Here is an 18,601-nt window from a genome sequence, read left to right as displayed (position 1 = left end):
GGTGTTGAATTTTCGATAGCATAGTGGGAAACACGCGGCGTCGCAAGTTTACTTTATTGGAGAAGCCTGCTGCTGCGGGCATGAGCGTCACATATTTCGAAAGAGCTTTAAGTCTTTCGTGTGTGCTGTGCGATCGTTGGTCGCGTTCGAGTAGACAGCGCGTTGCGCTGCCGACGATCTGCGCACCGCGAATCCTTCCGAGTCAACACGCTGCGCCTCGCGGACGGGTTTGGGAGCGCGACGGCCTGAGAGGACCGGTTCGCCACGGCCAGCAAGCAAGCTACTGACACGTCCGTTGCCATTCGGTCGCGCAAAAGATCGTTTGATGCAAAAGTATGACGTGATGTCCGACAAGAAACGCGTGAAATGACGCGTGAAACTGGCGCCTTTCACCCCTTTGCGCGCACTGATTACATCAGATAATCGTCGCAGTAACGGGACAGGAAATAATGATTGCACTTGCTGGAACTCCCATATCTCGCGACCCGCTTGCCTTGGCCGGTCTCTATCAGTCGGGCCTTGGTACTTCGTGGAAAACGCGCCGACAAGCGGTTGCTGCCTTCGCGCGGTTTACGCCGAAAGTGACCGCCGAAGCATTGAGTCGTGCCATCACTGTTTCGAAACTGCCGCCGCCGATCTTGGCGCTGTTCGAAACGGCGGGCGTGTGGCCCGAGACGGCTCGCCACTTGGTCGGACTTTTACGGAAGCACGGGCCTGACGTGCTTTGTCAGCGTGCGATGGAGATCGACCCTCTCGGGTTGTCGTGGTCCGAAATTGTCGATCGTCTCGACGGTAGACAAGTGCGCCGACCCCAAAGAATCGTCTCCCCAATCTCGCCTTTGGCACTTGCTACTGAGTACAAGCGAGGAATTGAGGCGGGGCGATGGACGTCGATCGTCACTGCTGTGGCCTCGTGCCCAACGTGGGAGCGGACCCGTCTTTCGAAAGCGATCGCGATCTCGAAGCTGCCTTTTGAGGTGCTGCAACTTTTCGAATTGAAGCGCATCACATACGACCTCGGTGATACGCTCGTTAAGATTCGCAAGGCAATCGGCGAACGGGAGATGGCTGCACGGGCAAACAAAATGTTGAGCGCACCTCGTCGAAGGACAATTGATGAGATCGTAGCGAATCTGCTGCAGGTACGGCCCGAACAGGGAGTGGAACTGGCGGTACGCCGAGACCAAGGTGCAATGGTCCTGGAATTCAAGGTCAAGCTGGACGAGGCCGAAGAGCTACTGACGGGTGCCAGCGAGATCGCAGCGCTCGTTCAGGTGGCGGTCATGAATCTTCGGTTCAAACGCACAGTCGGTACCGTCTCCGTTCGAAGGCAACGATAGGCGGCATGACTCGAGAAACCGCCATGCTGAATATTTCGCCTCTTAACAAGGCGGCCCGGTTCCCGAAATGGATGTGTGAGCGGCTAAAGTCGCAAAATACCCCGTATGCAACGCAGTACGGCATGTGCAACTGCAGCTTCAAAGATCGTGCTCGTGCAGATGTACCCAGACAACTTCGGTTGACTTGCAAAACTAAAAGTTCGCCGACCTTCAGGTTCGTGGTGCAAGCATCGCCGCAGCAAGGAGCGAACACGCATCGGCCTCAGGCAGGCGCCAGGCTTTCTTCAGCCTTTCGGCGGCCCATGCCAACGCTGCGCAGTTTCCCCTTGCCGTCCTAATTCGCCAGCGCGACGATCACTAGTTCGATGGCCGCCGAGGTCAATCTGGGCTACCTCTATCGTGGTCATATTGCATCGATCAGTACGGTGCGCACGCCCTTCCGCATTTTGCGCGTAGCCACTTCTTCGCGCCGATTATTCACGGCGGTGAATCGCCAACCCTTCGGCGTTCTCAGTTACGTAAGGCAAACGCGGATCAAGTGTGCGACCGTGTATCGAGAAGGGCGCAGCCATCATTGTTCGCAAACAGAGGCCTCGATGACCTCCATCAGCACGATCGGGTTCACACCGTACGGATTGTCGGTTCTCGGTCTCTATCGTGAGGAGATGCCGCAGGCGATCAAACAGGCTGAGCGCCGCGAAGCAAACGTTGCACCGCTGCGAGCCGTAAACAGCGAACCTATATAATCTTTTTCAACGAGACAACAAGGCGAATTTGCACAGATCGAAAGCAAAAATTCGGTCTCGTCGCCGGCTGACCTTCGCTGGCTAGTAGAGGGACAGCTGCTAAGTCCGTTCGGAGTCTGTGCGCTGATGAAGCGGGCGCGGGAGCGCGGACACTTCCTCTCGAACGTCGTAAGACACGCGCGAAAACAACTGCAATCGCCTAAGGTTTCGAATACCTTCGCCTATCTACAAGCGTTGCTGCATCGGCCGATTGATTATTCGTTCCTTGCCATGAAAACGCGGCCGCCCTCAACAGGGATGAGCGTGCCAAGGAGGAACTGGCGACGGAACGAGTCCGAGCCTTGGCAGGGAGATCTTTCTCCGGGGCTAAGGGCGACATCTGGTCGGTCGAGGAGTTCGGCATGGTAAGGATCGACGCCGCAGGCCGTAAGAGTTCGAGCCCGTTCAGCCAAGCGCGCGAGGTGGTATCGGCAATTCTTGAGCAACGGATGCCTTCCGTCGCGTCGGCCGCATCCCGTAACCCGCGTGAGGGCGATGAGCATTTACCTCAGCCGCCCTCGACGCGCGCGCTGGCACGGGAGGTTCTTGGTTCGCTAAGACAAGGGCTTAAGCGCGTATGTGGACGATGAGAGACGCTCTCCGGAGAGCGTCCCATTGCGTCCGAGCATTTACCTAACGCGTTGAATCGAAAAGTAAAAACCTCTGTTACAAAACGTGCCGAATATTCACACCCCTCTTATTCGGCACGCTTTTCGTATTATGAAATAGGGCGCCAGATGGAAGGCGCCAGTTTTTCTGCGGTCAATTGTGCGCTAGACCAAATGGCGCGCAAAATTGGCCGTCTTTCGCAAAAACAGAGGACGCTCGTGCTGTTCCAATGGTGACCATTGATAAAGGGTTGCCATGCGTCTTTTTAAAAACAAGCGTCGGGCCGCGCTGTCTACGGCTCCTGGCATGTACGCGGAAGAAGATCCGAGCCAAGTTATCTTCGAGACAAGCACGAAGCTAAAGCTCGAAGCTAACCGCTGGATGCTCATCTCCTTCGGTCTTGCCGTGATTGCCGTCGGCGCGGTTTGGACGCGGCAACCTCCGCCATCGGTTACTCGCGTTGTGGGCGTCTCAGCCGATACCGGCGGTCACCCGATCGTGACCGAGCTTGTCGCGTACAAGCCGGACTCGCAAGCTGTGAGAACGACGGTCAAGGACATGGCCGTTCGCTGGTTCACGATCGAGCCGGTGCTGTCGGACCGCCTCGAGACTTCGCGCATGACCGCCAACATCAACTCGGTCAAGGGGCAGATGATCGGCGCGGCAGCCGGTCAGTTCCGCGACTGGCTGAAAGCCGACACACCGTTCCAGCAGATCACGGCAAACCCGAAACTGATCCGCGAAGTAGACGTGCGAAACATCGCGTTGCTCGAGGACTCGACGGTACTCGTCGAATTCACAACGACGACGTCGCAAGCTGGCGCCACGGGTAAGCCGGATGTGAAGTCATACGCGCTCACGCTGCGCTATCAAATCGTCGCGCCCACTGCTGAGCAGGCGCTGACGACAAACCCCTTCGGCATCTTCATTCCGTTCTTCCGCCTCGAGCGGACCGCATAAGCATGACCGCAACCATTATCCATAAACGGCCGGTCATCGGCATGTGCGTTCTCGCTGCGTGCGCAGCGTTCCTTGCTCAACCCGCTGTAGCGAAGAAAGCTGCAAGCGACTCGGCTTTCAATGCCGCGATGGTCGCAGGCGACCCGATGAGCCCGATTAATCCGTTCAACGGCGGTGCTGATCCTTTGACGATGCCGGGCGATGCGCGCATCGGCGTCTTCCCGTACAGCCGCGACCAGATCTACCGCGTGCTGACCGCGCCGTTGAAGCTCACGACGATCGAACTGGAGAAGGGCGAGAAGCTGATTGCTGACCCCGCGATGGGAGATAGCGTCCAGTGGGAGATTGACGACGACAAGATGAATCACGTGTTCATCAAGCCGCACAAGGCTGACCTCGTCAACACGCTGCACCTGACGACAAACCTGCGCGAGTACGACTTCACGCTCATCGCCTCGCCGGCGGGCGGCATGTTCTATCAGACCGTGCGCTTCCAATACCCGCGCGCGCCAATGGCCCGCGTCAGCGCACGCGACGACGCGACAGCGAACGGTGCGCGCGGCGGTGCCGATTCAGGAAGCATCAGTGTGGCGCCGGACAAACTGAACTGGGACTACAGCGTAGATGGCCGCGCCGAGTTCACGCCGGAGACCGTCTTTGACGACGGCCATGCGGTCTGGATGCGCATGCCAGCCAAAGCCCAGGAGTGGCCGGTTCCGTTCATTCTCGATCATGGCGATCGCGTCGTTGCGAACTTTATCCGCCGCGGGGACTTCCTTGTTCTCCAGCGTCTGGCCGACGAGATCGTTCTTCGCTCGGGCAAAGACGAGGTCACAGTGACCCGCGGCCGCCGCCGCCTGTTCGGAGTGTTCTGATCGTGGCGAAGAAACCGGACTCGGCTACGCCCAGCGCGGAGCAAGAAGCTCTCGTCAAAGGCAAGACGCCACGCAATGCGATCATGAGCATCGGCATCCTGGCTGCTGTCGTCATCGGAGGCCTTGGCTTTTACTATCAGCTGCAGGCGACGAACAAGGCTGAGGAAGACGCGCGCATTAAGAAAGCGACTGCGCTTAAGTCGAGTACGGAAGCGCCCACTGCAGCAAACAACAACGACATCGATCAGATGATCCGTCAGCAGCGCGAAGCAGCGGCGTCGGAGGCTGCCGCTCGCGCAGCGTCTGAAGCAGCGGCTCCGAAGCCCGCCGTCAAACCGATGCTCACGGGCGCTGATTTCCAAGAAGAAGTTAAAGGCTCGGGCACGGACACGCGCGAGCTTTCCCGGCAAGCCGCACAAGACGCGATCTATACGTCCTCCATCTTCAAACAGGCAGGCGCGTCGCGTTCGTCGAACTCGGCGACCGGCGTACTGCCCGCTGGCGTCCCTTCGTTGGACGAGGTACGAGCTGCTCGGAACGCTGCGGGAGCCAACACCCCCGACGCGATGGCGATCGCCTTGGCGAAGCAGGGCCAAGCACCGGAAGATCGCGACCGCGCCTTTCTGCGCGATGCGGGTTCGCGCGGCGGCATCGAACGGACAACCTTCAATGGCCGGTCGACGGGTTGCACCTTGACGCCGCCGCACGTCATCCACGTCAAGACGGTCGAGGGGCTGAATTCAGACAAGCCAGGCCGCGTGGCGCTGATGGTGGACGAGGACGTGTATGACAGCCTGCGCGGTGACTGCTTGATGATCCCAAAGGGCGCGTTCATCAATGGCATGTACAGCGCGGACGTTAAAGTCGGGCAGGAGCGTTTGCTGGTCGCTTCGACGAGTCTGCGCCTGCCCAACGGCAAGAGCGTGCCGCTCAACGGTATGCAAGGTGCCGACCAGAACGGCTACGCCGGGTTCTCGGGTGATGTGAACAACCACTTCCTGAAAATCTTCGGCGCGGGCTTCATTACGGCGATCTTGCTGAAGGCGTTCGACAGCAGTTCGCAGACGGCGACGACAGCGACGCCGAACGGCGTCACCACTTATGGCGACACGGCGGGGCAGGTCGCGGCGGCGACGGCCCAGACCGTCATGCAGCGCAACCAGAATATCCCGCCGACCATCACTGTTGAACCGGGCCAGAAGTTTCTGGTGCAGGTAACGCAGGACATCGTCATGGAGCCGTACCATGACTAAGGCGTTGGCGGCTGCATGCCTGTCGGTGATCGCGTTCGGCGCACACGCGGCGACTATTGATTCGATCATCAGCCCGACGCGCATCGTAATCGACGACGGCATGAAACGCGCAATCGTCGAGTTGCCGGGCGAGCCGGTGTACGCATGCGGGCTGAAGCCGTTTCTGGCGTGGGCTAACCGCTTTGAGGGCCAAACGGTCGAGACCGCGGCTGGCAGTGTCGCGATCAACATCGACGGATCACCTGTCAGCGTCGAAAGCCTGTTCGTGAAGGCCGGCTGGCTTCATCCCGCGACCCTTACCGATGACGCCCAAGCGAGCATTACCGAGCGTCGTGGCGGCTGGTCGTGCGCATCCGCGCAGGCGCCGTTCGACGCAATGCACACTTCGGTCGACCCAAAGATTCTCGCTGGCATTGCGCTCAATGAGTCGGCCTACAACGGTCGTGCTTGGCCGTGGACGCTGAACGTTGCCGGTCGCGGCTTCTTCTTTCGCACGCGTGAGGACGCTTACCGCGCCATTCGCTATCTCATCAGTAACGGCCGTTCGGACTTCGACATTGGCCTGATGCAGGTGAACTGGGGATACCACAGTAAGCGCTTCAAGAGTGCTTGGGATGCGCTCGCACCGGCGACAAACATCCGCGTCGCCGAAGACATCCTCAACGAGAACTACCGCCTCACGCACTCGGCCGTAAAGGCCGTTGCGTACTACCACAGCGCCAATCCCGCACCGGGCCGCGAATACCTCGCGCGCTTCGTGAAGCACCTCTCTCAAATCGAACGCGGTCTATGAAGCACACGCTCTCTCTTCTTACTCTCGCGCTTGCCGCGGTCACGCTGAACGCGGCGGCCGCTGGCACAGACCCGCTCGACTTTGACTATGAGATCGCGGGCAATGTGCTTGAGCGACCGGCGCTCGTCTTCAACGATGGCAGCGACACCTACTTCCAGCCACGTGCCGGTCAGTCGCTGCGCGTGGACGGTGGGCATAACCAGGGACCGTACATAGTCGTGCCGGGCACGCCCGAGGTGATCCGCTACTCGGCGGGCGGCTCGAGCGCCACCGCATACTGGAAGAAGGCAAACCGCTTCATCGGCGACAAGGCGCGCAGCGACACGCCGTCCGGTTTCTCGGGCTTCTCCGGTCGCCTTGCGCTGATCGGACCGCGCAACAGCCTCGAAAGTACCCGGTCGTTGAACGCCACGCTGCCGCTCGCGCAACTGGTCAAAGCGTTAGTGCCGCAGGGCTGGACGGGATCGGCACAAAAGGACATTGACCTGACGGCCTCGACGAGCTTCGGCACACGCGATGGCGAGAACTGGATGCAGTCGCTCGATCGCCTCGTGGCTACCTCCGACCTGTATGCCGACGTCGATTTCAACTCTCACCATGTAACACTTCGCCGCTCGGCTCCGCAGTCGGTGGCTGTCAACTATGTCGCGCCGGTATCGCAGGTCGCTGCTGCTCCGGCTGCCGCGTCGAGCGCAGCTTCTGGGGCAGACCCCATCGCAGACATCGCGAAGAGGGTCGCCGCTGACGCGCCGGCAGCATCTGGGTCCGTGCTTGCTGCCAAGTTCGGAGCACTAGCGATCCGCGATGGCGACGACAGCCACATTCAGATCAAGTTCTCGGTGAGGCCCGCTGCGGAGCTGAAGGTAACTGGTCAAGACGGCAAATCGCTGCGCCCGAAGTGGGACGACGCGACGGGCGTGGTGACGTTCAACCGCGCGGAGCGCTTCACGATCTCCAACGAGACCGACAAGGTCGAAGTCGCCCGCGTCGCGGGAACGGTCTATGAATTCGACGCCGCCAACAAGGCTGCGCTTCAGAGCGTGTTCGACCAAAACGGCTCCACGTTCTTCAAGTTCGCAGACACGGTCGGCAAGGTGACCGTCGCTGACGTGGCGCACATGGGCTCGGGCGAGCAGAAGGGCCGCTACTACAAGTTCAACGGCACTGCCGAGCAGTTCATCGTCAACGCGGACGGAAACGTCGTGAACGTGCTGCGCAAACACGATGTGCGGTTCTTTGATCGGCCCGCGTCATGAACCGACTATCCCTCTTGTTGCCGCTTCTCTGCGCGAGCCTCCCCCTGCATGTGCGTGCCGATTGTCTTGACGATGCCGCGCGTTACCACCGCGTCAGCGTTCAAGTGGTCCGTGCGATCGCACAGCAGGAGTCCGGAATGCGCCCATATGTGACGAATCGCAATACCGATGGAAGCGAGGACATTGGCTTGATGCAAATCAACTCGTCCTGGCTTCCTAAACTGGGTCGCTTCGGCATCACCCGTCAACACCTTTTCGACGCCTGCGTGAACGCATACGTGGGGACATGGATCCTGGCTTCGAACATCAAGCAGTTCGGTCCGACATGGAAAGCGGTCGGTGCCTACAACGCGGTTTCCTCGAACAAGCAGCTCATCTACGCCAACAACATTTACCGCCGCCTGCAACGCGCGAATTGACCGACATGACGCCTACTTTTTCTCTTCAAACGCATCGCACCGCGCGCATGGTGGCTCGCTTGTTCGCGTGTCTTGCACTCACGACTGTGCCGGGTCTTGCGGCGGCCGAGCCCGATCAATCGCGCCTCGCACCGCCGCCCGGGGACGGCTGGCAACTCCTTTCGGCACCCGCCGCGAAAGCCCCAGTGGCTCGAATTGCAATGGCGTCGCCCGCTGCTCCTGTCGTTCGTTCTGCCTCGGTCGCTCCATCTGCAGCTGCATCTCCGGCCGCGCTCAACGCCGTTGTCGGTGGTGCCGCGCCCGTCGCGCTTCCCGGTGTTGGCGCGCCGTCGCCGGTTGGCTCGATGGACGTCGCCCCGGTCGTCGTACCGTCGCAAAGTGGCGCGACGGTGCCTAGTGGCGTTCTGTCTTTCTCGATCACGCCGCAGGACATCAACCTGCGCAATGCGCTCGATCGCTGGCTTCAGCAGCAGGGCTGGCAGCTCGCCTGGAAGATCGACGACGACTTGCCGCTCGAGTTCAACGCGACGTTCTCGGGCGACTTCAAGTCGGTGCTCACGCAAGTGATGCAGGCGACCAATCACATGCGCACGCCCACGCGGGTTTGCAAGCACACCAATAACGTAATCCGCGTCGTCGCACGCGCAGCCAACTGCCAAGAGTAATCGCCATGCGCCTCACGAAAATCAAATCTGCCATAGCCATTCTTGTGGCAGCATCGTTGACCGGCTGCGCGGTCTCGCAATCCGACGTGAATCACGCCTATGACGCGACCAATGCGGAAGCGACGCGCGCGATGGGCAACGGCCCCGAGTCGATGTCGCTCGTTGAGGAAGTGCCGACCGCGTTCCTCGGCGACCGGTTGGTGCCAGTCGCTTATGAAGCGACATTGCCCGCGATCTTCCGCGAGAAATCGGTTGTCTTCCCCGGCAATCTCCCGCTGTCGAAGATCGCCACGCTTGTCTCGACCGCTACCGGTTACCCGGTGCATCTGAGCCCGGATGTGTTCATTCCGCGCGACGCGCTGATTCCGAAGACCAACGGCGGAAACGGGCAAAGCGCCCCGATGCAGCCGCAAGCGATCGCGAAGTCGAATGTCGAGCCGGTCTATGCGCAGGCGTGTAACTGCAAGGTCGGTGAGTATCTGCGCGGCGTGACCGAGAACCTCGGCCTCGACTGGACGTTCGACGGCAGCACGATTTCCATCAGCCGGTTTGTCACCAAGACGTTCACGATCGCGGCGATCCCGGGCAAGGTCTCGATCAAGTCGACGATGTCGAAGGGCACGGATACGTCCACGGGCAACCAATCGTCCGGTGGAACGACAGGCGGCACGTCGGGCAACACGGGTTCCTTCTCGTCGGTCACCTCGACGGGCCGCGATGGCACCTTCGACCAGATTGCAATCATTCAGTCCGAGCTGGAAAAGCTGAAGTCGCCGCTCGGTGAGGTGGTGGTCAATCCGCACAGCCGCTTGGTGATGGTTCGCGACACCAAAGAAGCCGTCGATCGCATGGGTGCATTGCTTGCGCGGGAGAACGCAATCTCGACGCGTCAGGTCGCGTTGCGCGTGCGAACACTGCAGGTCGACCTGAGCAATTCGTCGCAAGCCGGCGTCAGCGCGGACATCGTTTTCAATCGCATCTCGGACGGACTGAAACGCTATTCCGTCACGGTCGCTTCGCCTACTTCGTTGGCGACTGCAATTGGCGGCACCGTTGGCCTCTCCGTCTTGAAGCCGGGTTCGCCCATGGAAGGTACCAACGCGATCATCAGCGGCCTCAACACCTTCGGCAAGACGGTTCAGGACAACACGCAGACGAAGCTGACGCTAAACGGTCTGCCGGTTTCTATCGGTTCATTCGAGACGAAGGGCTACCTTGCGGCAACGACGCCAAGTATTGGCTCGCTCACCGGCGGAACCGCCGGCGTGCCGGGTCTGCAGCCAGGATCTGTCACGGTCGGTGACTTCGTGAACATCCTGCCGTCGGTCAACGACCACAACCAAATCATTCTCTCGTACTGGAGCGATAGCTCGAAGCTGAACGGTCCCTTCACGACCATCAGCACCGGTTCTGGCGACACGCTGCAGCAGATCCAGTTGCCCGACATTCTCGGCAACAAGGATGACCAGACCATTGCACTCTCGGATGGACAGACCGTTGTGCTCTATGGCGCGGTGAGCAATCGCTATGACGGAAGCAATAACAACGGCATCGGTGGTCTGTCAGGTGCCTGGAATAAGGGCCGCACGTTCCAGGTGATCATGCTGACAGCAACCGTCGTCCCGTCGATGTGAGCGCGAGGTAAGCATCCGTATGCACTTCGAATCCATACCGGGAGAAAAGGGCGCGAAGCTCGTATTCGGGCTGGATTGGCGCGCTTATTCCGCCAAGGGCGCTCGCGCCGAACGCCGACACTACGTCGAGGAGTCCGGTGCGACGCACTACATTGAATACAAGGCGAATGACGAGACCATCGTCGGGTTCTGCGAACTCGAGTCTGCTCAGCGCAAGGGCGGCAAGCTGTACTCTGCTGCGGCGCGTATCGCGTCGTTGGACCGCGTTCGTCGGCGCCCGGCGGTACTCGTTCTCATCCAGAACGATGAGCGCGTGCATGTGGTGCTCGTGCAGCGCGGCGCTGTCTCGCTCGATCAGGAAATAGCACTTAACGCGCTTGCCGGCAAGCGAGACGAGATCGAGGACGGGTGCGCGAAAGCGGGGCTCGAACTGGCGACCCTTGGTTACGGCGCGCAACTCCACGCGGTCGACGAGTCGTTTGACCTTCGCGAGATGCTCGTTGCGCGCAAGGTCGGGCTAATCAAGAAGGTCCCGGTGGCGGTGCCCACGACGGTGCCGTTGCTCGTCATCCTCGCCGCCGTGTTCTTCGGCGGCAAGCAGTTGATTGACGTGCTCAACCCGCCGCCTCCGCCGCCGGCGCCGCCGCCAACGTTCATGCAGGAGTACCAGTCGGCGGTGATGCGCACACTCGCCGCTCCCGCTCCACTCGCCAGCCAGCTTGCCCCGAAGCTGCTCGCTAGTTTCGGCGCGCAGGAAACGAACGTCGCAGGGTGGCAATTTCAGAAAGCGTCTTGCTCGATTGCCGGGCCGTGCGTGGTCACGTACAAGCGACAGGGGGGCACGTTCAAGGAGTTCGACGCGCGTGCGCCGGAGTCGCTGCATCCGGTCGTCTTCAATCCTGACGGTTGGCATTTGACCGCGCGTGGGCCCGAAGTGGCGGTCGCCGAACGCGTGGCGCTTGGTGAACAGAAGACATGGCCGACTCAACAGGCGCTGATCAAGACTCTACAGAACGACCCGCAAAAGCTTTCGACCAAGCTCGACACACTCGATAGCCACGGTTACGTGGTGGATATCAAGCCGGCCGAGCGCCTTATCCAGCGCCAACCGACGGCAGGTGAAGTGCAGGGGCCGCTCGTACAGCGCGGCACGTGGCAGATAGACGGATACAAATGGCAAAGCGCCTTACTCGCGCGCCTGCCGGACAACATGGCACTGGACACCCTAGACGTCGAACTGAAGGAAGACGGGACCGGGGTGCATTTCACTGCGAAGGGTAAATATTATGTTCTCAACTAAGTGGCCGGTTCGTGCCGCATGCTTCGGCGCGCTCATGCTTGTCGCAAGCGCAGCTCTTTCGCAGGAAAGTCATCTCACGCTGGATGACATTGACAAACTCGCCCGCGAAAAGCTGGTTGATTCGATGCGCAAGGGCCAGGGTGGGGAAAGCAACGCAGCGCCAGCGCCCGGTGGTGTCGCACTGTCATCGGCGTTTGGCAATCCCGGGCCCACGCCTGGCCCCGCGCCAGCTCCGGCCGCTTCCAAGGCCGAACGAAAGGCCAGCTCGCCGTCCAAACGCGTTATTCCCGCCTCGTTCGTTGGCGCGTATTCCGACATGTCTGGCTCATACGTGCTCTACGACTATCAAGGCACGACCTATACCGCACGACGCGGTAGCCGCTTGCTCAACGGCTGGACCGTAGCCTCCATCGACGGCTTTACGGTCGGTCTTGTCGACGGCAAGCGTCACTGGACAGAGACTATCGCGGCACCGGCTGATGTTCCGGCCGTCATCTCGGACGGACCGGCCGTCAGGGCGATCACGGATCTGTCGTCGCCGCTTCCACCTGGTGGCGTTTCATCAACTGCTTCTACCTTCGTTCCATTCGGGAAATAAGACATGGGTCTCTTTGCACAAGAAGAGCAGGGCACGCCAGACTCGCCCCGTGGTGGATTCCTCAAGCGTTTTCGCACACCGCGCTCGAGCTTTGTTGAGCCAGGGACGGGCGCCGAGCCGAAATTCTCATCTGCTGAGCCGGTTGCGGGAAAGCGGAAACGGCGAGAAAGACAGTCAGAAATGGAGACGGAGCACACGTCGCCCGGGGGCACGCGCGCCGTGAATCCCCAAGTAACGTTTCTCGGTCGCGCGCTATCGGGCGGTGACGTCGAGGACGTCGAGAGCACAGAGATTGACGATGACTCGCACTCGCCCGCCCAGACTGTGCCTACAAGGTCAGAAGCGCCAGTAGAGGTGGTCACCGACGACGTGGCCTTTCGGCCTTTCGTGCCGCCCAGCTTCGAACGACCCAGCTACGCGAGCATGTCGGCGGCGATGGCTGCTAGGGAGCGCGGCGAACCGACGAATGTCGGAGCGACGAAGGCCGAGCCGTTGAATAGTGAAGCCCTGACCGTCGGAACCGCGACTGCTGCTGCTCAACCGCAACCCGAACCGCAGCCGATGGCCGCGCCGTCGAGACCCGATGCCGGCGCGAGTACAGCCACGGGCGATGCGGATCTTCGGACGCGCGCCGAGTCGGTCGAGAACGCCGATCCGCTGCCGCTCGACCCGAAGCACCCGGACGTCGAGCCCCCACGACCGGCAGGCTCGAACGCTCAAAGGATCGTGCATCCGCCGGTGGCAGCGAACGATCAGCCGTCCGACGACGAAGAACAGACCGAGGGCGGCGGGTTGTCTCCCGGGCGGCCGGAACTCGTATCGCCAGATTCGCTTCCCGACTTCAAGCGCGTTCTGACGGTAGCGGATGATGACGCGGCGCTGCGCATTCCGGCGGCCGCGCGCAAGGAGTTCGTTGCCGTTGAACTGCAACCGGGCGTGGCGATCACGGTGGCCACTGCACGGTTCGCTGAGAAGGCTCAGTACGCAACGTTCATCAAAGACCTTGGCGCAAACGACATTATCGTGCGCGAGGAGATGGTCGCAACCGATGCCGTAATCGCAGCGATCTACTCGGGTAAGGCCGCGGCGTCCGCCAACTCCACAGTGCGCGAAGCGAGCCGCGCGATCGGCAATTTCCGGGACATCGTTGAGGCCGCGCATGCATACGGCGCAAGTGACATTCACTTCGAGCCACGCGAGTTTCACAACGAGGTCGAAGTTCGTTTTCGCGTGAACGGCGACATGTACACGTTCAGCCGCATGCCTAAGGCGATCGTGCGTCGCGCCCTGTTCGCGGCATACAGCGATCTCGTTCAGCGCAACACAAACTCGGGCAACAGCTTCCAGCCGACCGCGCCCCAGTCGGCAATGATTCCGTTGGTGGTCAAGACAGACACGGTGAACCTGCGCTGGCAATCGTCTCCGCTGGTGGGCGGGTATGACGTCACGCTGCGTCTCCTCGACGGCAACTTCAAGAACTATTCGGTGCTGCTGCCCAAAGACATGGGCCTGGAGAAGAGCCAGCTTGATCTCATCGAAACGCTCAACTATGTGAGCGGCGGCATTACGGCGCTCACTGGCGAGACAGGTTCGGGCAAGACGACGACGCTGCGCGCTCTCTCGTACATGCTGCCGGATCGGGAACTCAAGAAACAGTTCGCAGTGAACGAGCCGTCCGAGTATCCAATGCCGTGGCTGTCGGACTACTCGATCATCCGCCGCCCGGACGAAACCGATGATGAAGCCAACCGCAAGTATGCGGAGGTGATTCGAACGCTGATGCGGCAGGACCCTGACGATTTGACGATCGGGGAAGTTCGTGACCGCGTCGTGATGGGATTGGTCGCCGAACTCGCCTTGACCGGCCATCCGGTGCGTTTCTCGCTGCACGCGGGCGACATCATCGCTGCCGTGATGCGTATGGCGGGAGGGCGACTGCAACTGCCGATCGACGAGCTCGCCTCGGAAGGCTTCATCAACGCAGTCGGCAACCAGAAGCTGATTCCGACGCTTTGCGAGCACTGCAAGCTGCCGGCCGAAGACGTCATGCCCAAAGCTGACCTCGAACTGCTGCGCACGAAGTTCAGCCTCGATACCTCGGCGATGGCGTGCCGCAACTACGACGGCTGCGAACACTGCCGACTCAAGGGGCTTTTTACGCGTAACGGGAAGGTGGCGGGTGGCACGAAGCGCCCCTCGTTGGCGGCTGAGTTGTATCGCCCGACGCCGGAATTTCTGGAGCGTGTTGCCGAGCGCGATTGGGCCGGCGCGCGCGCAGTTTGGCGCGGCGAGCGTCGTACCGGGTTCGATAACGCTGATATGACTGGAAAGACGCTATATGAACATGCTCTTTTCAAGGCTTCGCGCGGTTTGATTGACCCACAATTCATCAATCGCTCGATGCAGTCGTTCGCGCAGTACCGCGTGATGCCCGGCGTCGATGGCTTGATGGTCTAAACCTAGTCCTCCATGATCACCACGTTCGCAAAGATGCTGCCCGTGCGGCAGCAGTTGGTCGTCGCGCGCTGGCGGTTTCAGAAAGTCCGCGAGGACTTCTACCGCGAGACGCGTCTCGATATCGCAGCCAAGGGTTTGCGCAACACCGAGACGCTGTTCGACCGGCTTGAAACGTACGAGAAGCGTAGCCGCTCGCGAGGCAAGATCGAGTGGCGTGTGTTCGCGCGCATCCGCGAGACCATGCAGCGCGGGGAAAGCTTCTCGCTAGCTATCAAGCCATTCATCCCGGGCGACGAATACGCGCTGCTGGACATCGCGGATGAGTCTTCGCGCGAAGACGCCGTCGTTCGCGGCTTCGAACTTGCGGAGATGGCGGCAAAGGCGAAGCGCGTACTGTCGTCGACGACCTCCGTGCAGATGGCCTACCCGGCGTTGCTGCTGGTCTATATGTACGCGTACTGCATGTTGTTCGGTGGCGTCATCTTCCCGCAAGTGCTCGACGTCCGGCCGCTCGAGGAGTGGCCCGATCTTGGGCGGTTCCTGTATCACGTTGACACGTTCTGCTACGAGTACTGGTGGCTCACGCTCACGGCGGTCATCGGCCTCGTGCTCGCATACTTCTCAAGCCTGAAGCGCTGGACCGGGCCTCTGCGGGACAAGTTCGACCGCATGCCGCTGCTCTGGCGCAATCGTCGCGACCTTCGCGCGGCACTGCTTATTGTTTCGCTTGCCGGCCTGTTCGACTCAAACCTCACGCTCCGTGCGGCGCTGGACAGGCTTCTCAAGACAGCCGATCCGTGGCTGCGCTGGCATTTGAAGATCATGAATCGACGCCTGACGGCTCGATCTGATGAGCCGATGCGCGCGCTCGATACCGGCATCTTCTCGGTAACCATCGTCGACACGATCACCGACGCCGCGGGTCGCGATCAGTTCGAAGCGGCTATCAAGAGTCTAGGCCGCGAGTCGCTCGATCGCGTGGTTGAAGCAGTCAAGCGCAACGCCCGCATGACGCACTTCCTGTTGCTCGGTTTTGCCGCTGCACTGTTTCTGACCCTCGGCATTGGCTCATACGTCGTGACGGGTGCCGTCAACCTCACATCGGGAAATCCCGCCGCTTCAAGCTACTAAGGAAAAGCAAAGTGACCAACGAAAACACGCAAGCAGTTCAAGTCGACCCGATTAAGGAACGCCGGGCGCGCATCCTGAAGATTGCGCGCGCAAAGAAGCAGTCGGGCGAGCTGTCGATGATCGAGGCAGGCGCGGTGATGGCCGGTGCCGCACTGCTCGCGCTGGCCGTCTATGCAGGCGGTAAGTACGTGCTCGATCTGATTCATTCGTCGCAGTTCAAGAGTGAAGCACAGATGTTCCACACCGGGATCCTGAACGCGACGCAGAATGACGCCGATTTCTCCTCTGAAACGCTCACGGTGCTTGCGCAAAATCACGCCTTCGATTCGGCGGGCTCGCGCGTCGCATCGGACAAGTCGGCGGTCAAGGGCATGTTCAATGGCACGGTGACGGCTGCCGTCGGCACGCTCGTTACCTCGAATGATTCTTTGATTCTGACGTATCCCGTCACGTCGACGGTTTGTTCGCTGAGTGCGGCTGCGCTGATCACCGTCTACACGCAGGTGACTGTAAACGGCACAACGATCTTCTCGCCGACGGTCACGTTCAACCCGCAGACGGTCGCCACTGCATGCGCGTCGAACGGCGCGATGGCGTCGATGGGACTGTGGACCACCCGTACCTGAGCGCGGATCGCCGACATGGGAAGCATTCTTGAGATGTTGATCGTCCTGGTCGGCGCGGCCTTGCTGACGGTACAGGGTATCAAGGAAGACATCGCTGCGAAACGCCAGAATCTGCTGCAGATCGAAGGGCAGAACATTGCGTCGATCAATTCGGCGCTCGGCAGCTACATCACCAACAACTACGCCTCGCTTATTCCAGTTGGGTATTCGCAGACGACTTCTACGCCCATCGCTGCGCCGACGCTGGCGCAACTGAGCGCGCAGTCGAACAACAAGGTCACGTTCAAGAACGGGCCGTTCTGGGGCGGCACTTACCAGATCGCGTTGGCCGTTGTGCCCGACAACTGCTCGACCGCTGCGGGCAACTGCCATATCGCCTCGCAGATCTATCCGAGCCTGCCGCTTATCAGCATGACCGACAAGACGGCCGACATCGCCGGCGCTGGTGTCATCGCTGCGGCCGGAGGAGCGCAGTTCGGCTACTCGACAAACCGCGCGCCGGCGACGGTCACCGGCATCCACGGCGGATGGACATTGCCTAATCCAGTAGGCAGCAAGGCCGGGATGGTCCTCGCGATTAATGGATTCGGTGCGGACGGCAATTCGCCGTATTACCGCCGTGATGGCGCGCTCCCGCTGACCGGCACGATGAACGCCAATAATCAGGACATGCAGAACGTCGGCAATGTCACGCTCGGTGCGAATAAGGTTTTGAAATTACAGGCGGGCAACAGCCTGCAGATCGACAATGGCGCGATGTACTACGGTGACAGCGTGAACGCGGCCGTGCGTACCAAAGGCAACCTCTATGTGCAGAACTATCAGGGAACGGGACCGGCCGGGCTCAACGTTGGGGATGTGAGCTCGTCAGGGACGGTCTCTGGCAACACGATCAACGGCAATGTTGCGAACATAAACTACACCGCCAGCAAGTGCAGCTGGAACGGTGTGACGATCCGCAACAACCTCATGTACGTGTGCAATAAGTGGGGCAACTGGGTAGGTGCGAGCACCTTGGTGAGCAACCAGTCGGCGGATGCCCAGTACAGCGGTTGGTATAACGGATGGGGCGTTACACCTCCGTCGTGCGGCCCCGGTGGCACGGCGTGGTATCGCATCACCCCGCAATCGCTGACGACCGACTATTCCAATCGCAATCCGCCGATCTCGGGCGCGCGTTACGCGATGGGTTGGAACGGCTCGCAATGGGTGCTCCAAATCTATGACGTTCTCGCTGACGGCGCAAATACCCTTGTGCAAGATCAGCTCGGCCTGCAAGCGCAAATCGATGTTGGCTGCAACTACTCAAACCAATAAGAACATGAAGCGAATTAGGACGGCAATTTCGTTTGCGTTGATGGGGACGCTTAGCGGTGTGCTGACGGCTCCAGTCACCTCCAACGCGGAATGGGTCCAGAATCCCATCGGCGTTCCGCGTGCTCCCGGTTGCGATCCGGGGTATTCTTGGCAGAAGCTTGGTGTGCGATATCAATGCGCCACACCACCACCGACTTGCGCATATGGCTTCGCTAGTGGACCAGCCTGGACAGGAACAGCTTGGAGCTACTCCTGTAATGCACCGCCGCCTCCAAGCTGCCCAAGCGGGTATTATCAAGCGGTCGCACCGAGCTGGAATGGCTCCGCGTGGGTCGGACAGCAATGCCTGCCGAATGCGCCTGTCCAACCGCCTCCTCTTGGCGTCCCGTGTGATGGCTACCCAACGCCGGGGTACACTCCTACTCGCGCTTACACCTGGATTGATGCAACGGCAGATTACGGCTCGGGAGCTACGAATTGGGCCATCATACGTCAAAATTCGGGCGTTCCCGCCAACGCTATGCCGTACTGGGCGAGTTACGATACAGGTAACGGATATTCGATTAACTGGGCCGGCCCGGCT

16 protein-coding genes are annotated in these 18,601 nt (G+C 60.5%); all 16 read left to right on the top strand.

Annotated elements, in window-relative coordinates; genetic code table 11:
* Positions 1-449: 449 nt before the first annotated feature.
* Positions 450-1,340, top strand: a complete 891-nt coding sequence (locus NCS00_RS30795; protein ID WP_250442002.1) for a hypothetical protein — start codon at positions 450-452, stop codon at positions 1,338-1,340.
* Positions 1,341-1,705: 365 nt separating this feature from the next.
* Positions 1,706-2,086 (top strand): hypothetical protein, encoded by a 381-nt coding sequence (locus NCS00_RS30790; RefSeq protein ID WP_250442001.1) that lies wholly within the window; start codon positions 1,706-1,708, stop codon positions 2,084-2,086.
* 903 nt (positions 2,087-2,989) lie between these two features.
* Positions 2,990-3,694, top strand: a complete 705-nt coding sequence (locus tag NCS00_RS30785; RefSeq protein ID WP_250442000.1) for a VirB8 family type IV secretion system protein — start codon at positions 2,990-2,992, stop codon at positions 3,692-3,694.
* 2 nt (positions 3,695-3,696) lie between these two features.
* On the top strand, positions 3,697-4,569 hold the full coding sequence (locus NCS00_RS30780) for a TrbG/VirB9 family P-type conjugative transfer protein (RefSeq protein WP_250441999.1): 873 nt from the start codon (positions 3,697-3,699) through the stop codon (positions 4,567-4,569).
* 2 nt (positions 4,570-4,571) lie between these two features.
* A complete protein-coding gene (locus NCS00_RS33595) occupies positions 4,572-5,822 on the top strand; it encodes a TraB/TrbI/VirB10 family type IV secretion system protein (RefSeq protein WP_250441997.1) in 1,251 nt (416 codons plus the stop codon).
* Entirely contained in the window at positions 5,815-6,615 is an 801-nt protein-coding gene (locus tag NCS00_RS30770; RefSeq protein ID WP_250441996.1) for a transglycosylase SLT domain-containing protein, read from the top strand. The genes NCS00_RS33595 and NCS00_RS30770 overlap by 8 nt, the downstream gene beginning before the upstream one ends.
* Entirely contained in the window at positions 6,612-7,871 is a 1,260-nt protein-coding gene (locus tag NCS00_RS30765) for a TrbG/VirB9 family P-type conjugative transfer protein (protein ID WP_250441995.1), read from the top strand. The genes NCS00_RS30770 and NCS00_RS30765 overlap by 4 nt, the downstream gene beginning before the upstream one ends.
* Complete coding sequence (locus NCS00_RS30760) at positions 7,868-8,290, top strand: lytic transglycosylase domain-containing protein (RefSeq protein ID WP_061138294.1); 423 nt, start codon at positions 7,868-7,870, stop codon at positions 8,288-8,290. The genes NCS00_RS30765 and NCS00_RS30760 overlap by 4 nt, the downstream gene beginning before the upstream one ends.
* Positions 8,291-8,295: 5 nt before the next feature.
* Entirely contained in the window at positions 8,296-8,955 is a 660-nt protein-coding gene (locus NCS00_RS30755; protein ID WP_250442083.1) for a toxin co-regulated pilus biosynthesis Q family protein, read from the top strand.
* A 5-nt stretch (positions 8,956-8,960) separates the two neighbouring features.
* Positions 8,961-10,589 carry a hypothetical protein gene (locus NCS00_RS30750; protein ID WP_061138292.1) on the top strand — a complete coding sequence of 543 codons (1,629 nt, stop codon included), beginning with the start codon at positions 8,961-8,963 and terminating at the stop codon, positions 10,587-10,589.
* Positions 10,590-10,608: 19 nt separating this feature from the next.
* Positions 10,609-11,889: a type IV pilus inner membrane component PilO gene (locus tag NCS00_RS30745; RefSeq protein WP_250441994.1), complete on the top strand. Its 1,281-nt coding sequence runs from the start codon at positions 10,609-10,611 to the stop codon at positions 11,887-11,889.
* Positions 11,890-11,923: 34 nt separating this feature from the next.
* Entirely contained in the window at positions 11,924-12,487 is a 564-nt protein-coding gene (locus NCS00_RS30740; RefSeq protein ID WP_250441993.1) for a hypothetical protein, read from the top strand.
* A 3-nt stretch (positions 12,488-12,490) separates the two neighbouring features.
* Positions 12,491-14,944 (top strand): ATPase, T2SS/T4P/T4SS family, encoded by a 2,454-nt coding sequence (locus tag NCS00_RS30735; protein WP_250441992.1) that lies wholly within the window; start codon positions 12,491-12,493, stop codon positions 14,942-14,944.
* 12 nt (positions 14,945-14,956) lie between these two features.
* Complete coding sequence (locus tag NCS00_RS30730) at positions 14,957-16,075, top strand: type II secretion system F family protein (protein ID WP_250441991.1); 1,119 nt, start codon at positions 14,957-14,959, stop codon at positions 16,073-16,075.
* A gap of 11 nt (positions 16,076-16,086) precedes the next feature.
* Positions 16,087-16,701, top strand: a complete 615-nt coding sequence (locus NCS00_RS30725; protein WP_082378246.1) for a type 4 pilus major pilin — start codon at positions 16,087-16,089, stop codon at positions 16,699-16,701.
* 15 nt (positions 16,702-16,716) lie between these two features.
* Positions 16,717-18,018 (top strand): hypothetical protein, encoded by a 1,302-nt coding sequence (locus NCS00_RS30720; RefSeq protein WP_250441990.1) that lies wholly within the window; start codon positions 16,717-16,719, stop codon positions 18,016-18,018.
* Positions 18,019-18,601 lie beyond the last annotated feature (583 nt).

The sequence above is a fragment of the Caballeronia sp. AZ1_KS37 genome (assembly GCF_023631165.1).
Taxonomy (GTDB): Bacteria; Pseudomonadota; Gammaproteobacteria; order Burkholderiales; family Burkholderiaceae; genus Caballeronia; species Caballeronia zhejiangensis.
This window is presented reverse-complemented; position numbering and strand designations above follow the sequence as displayed.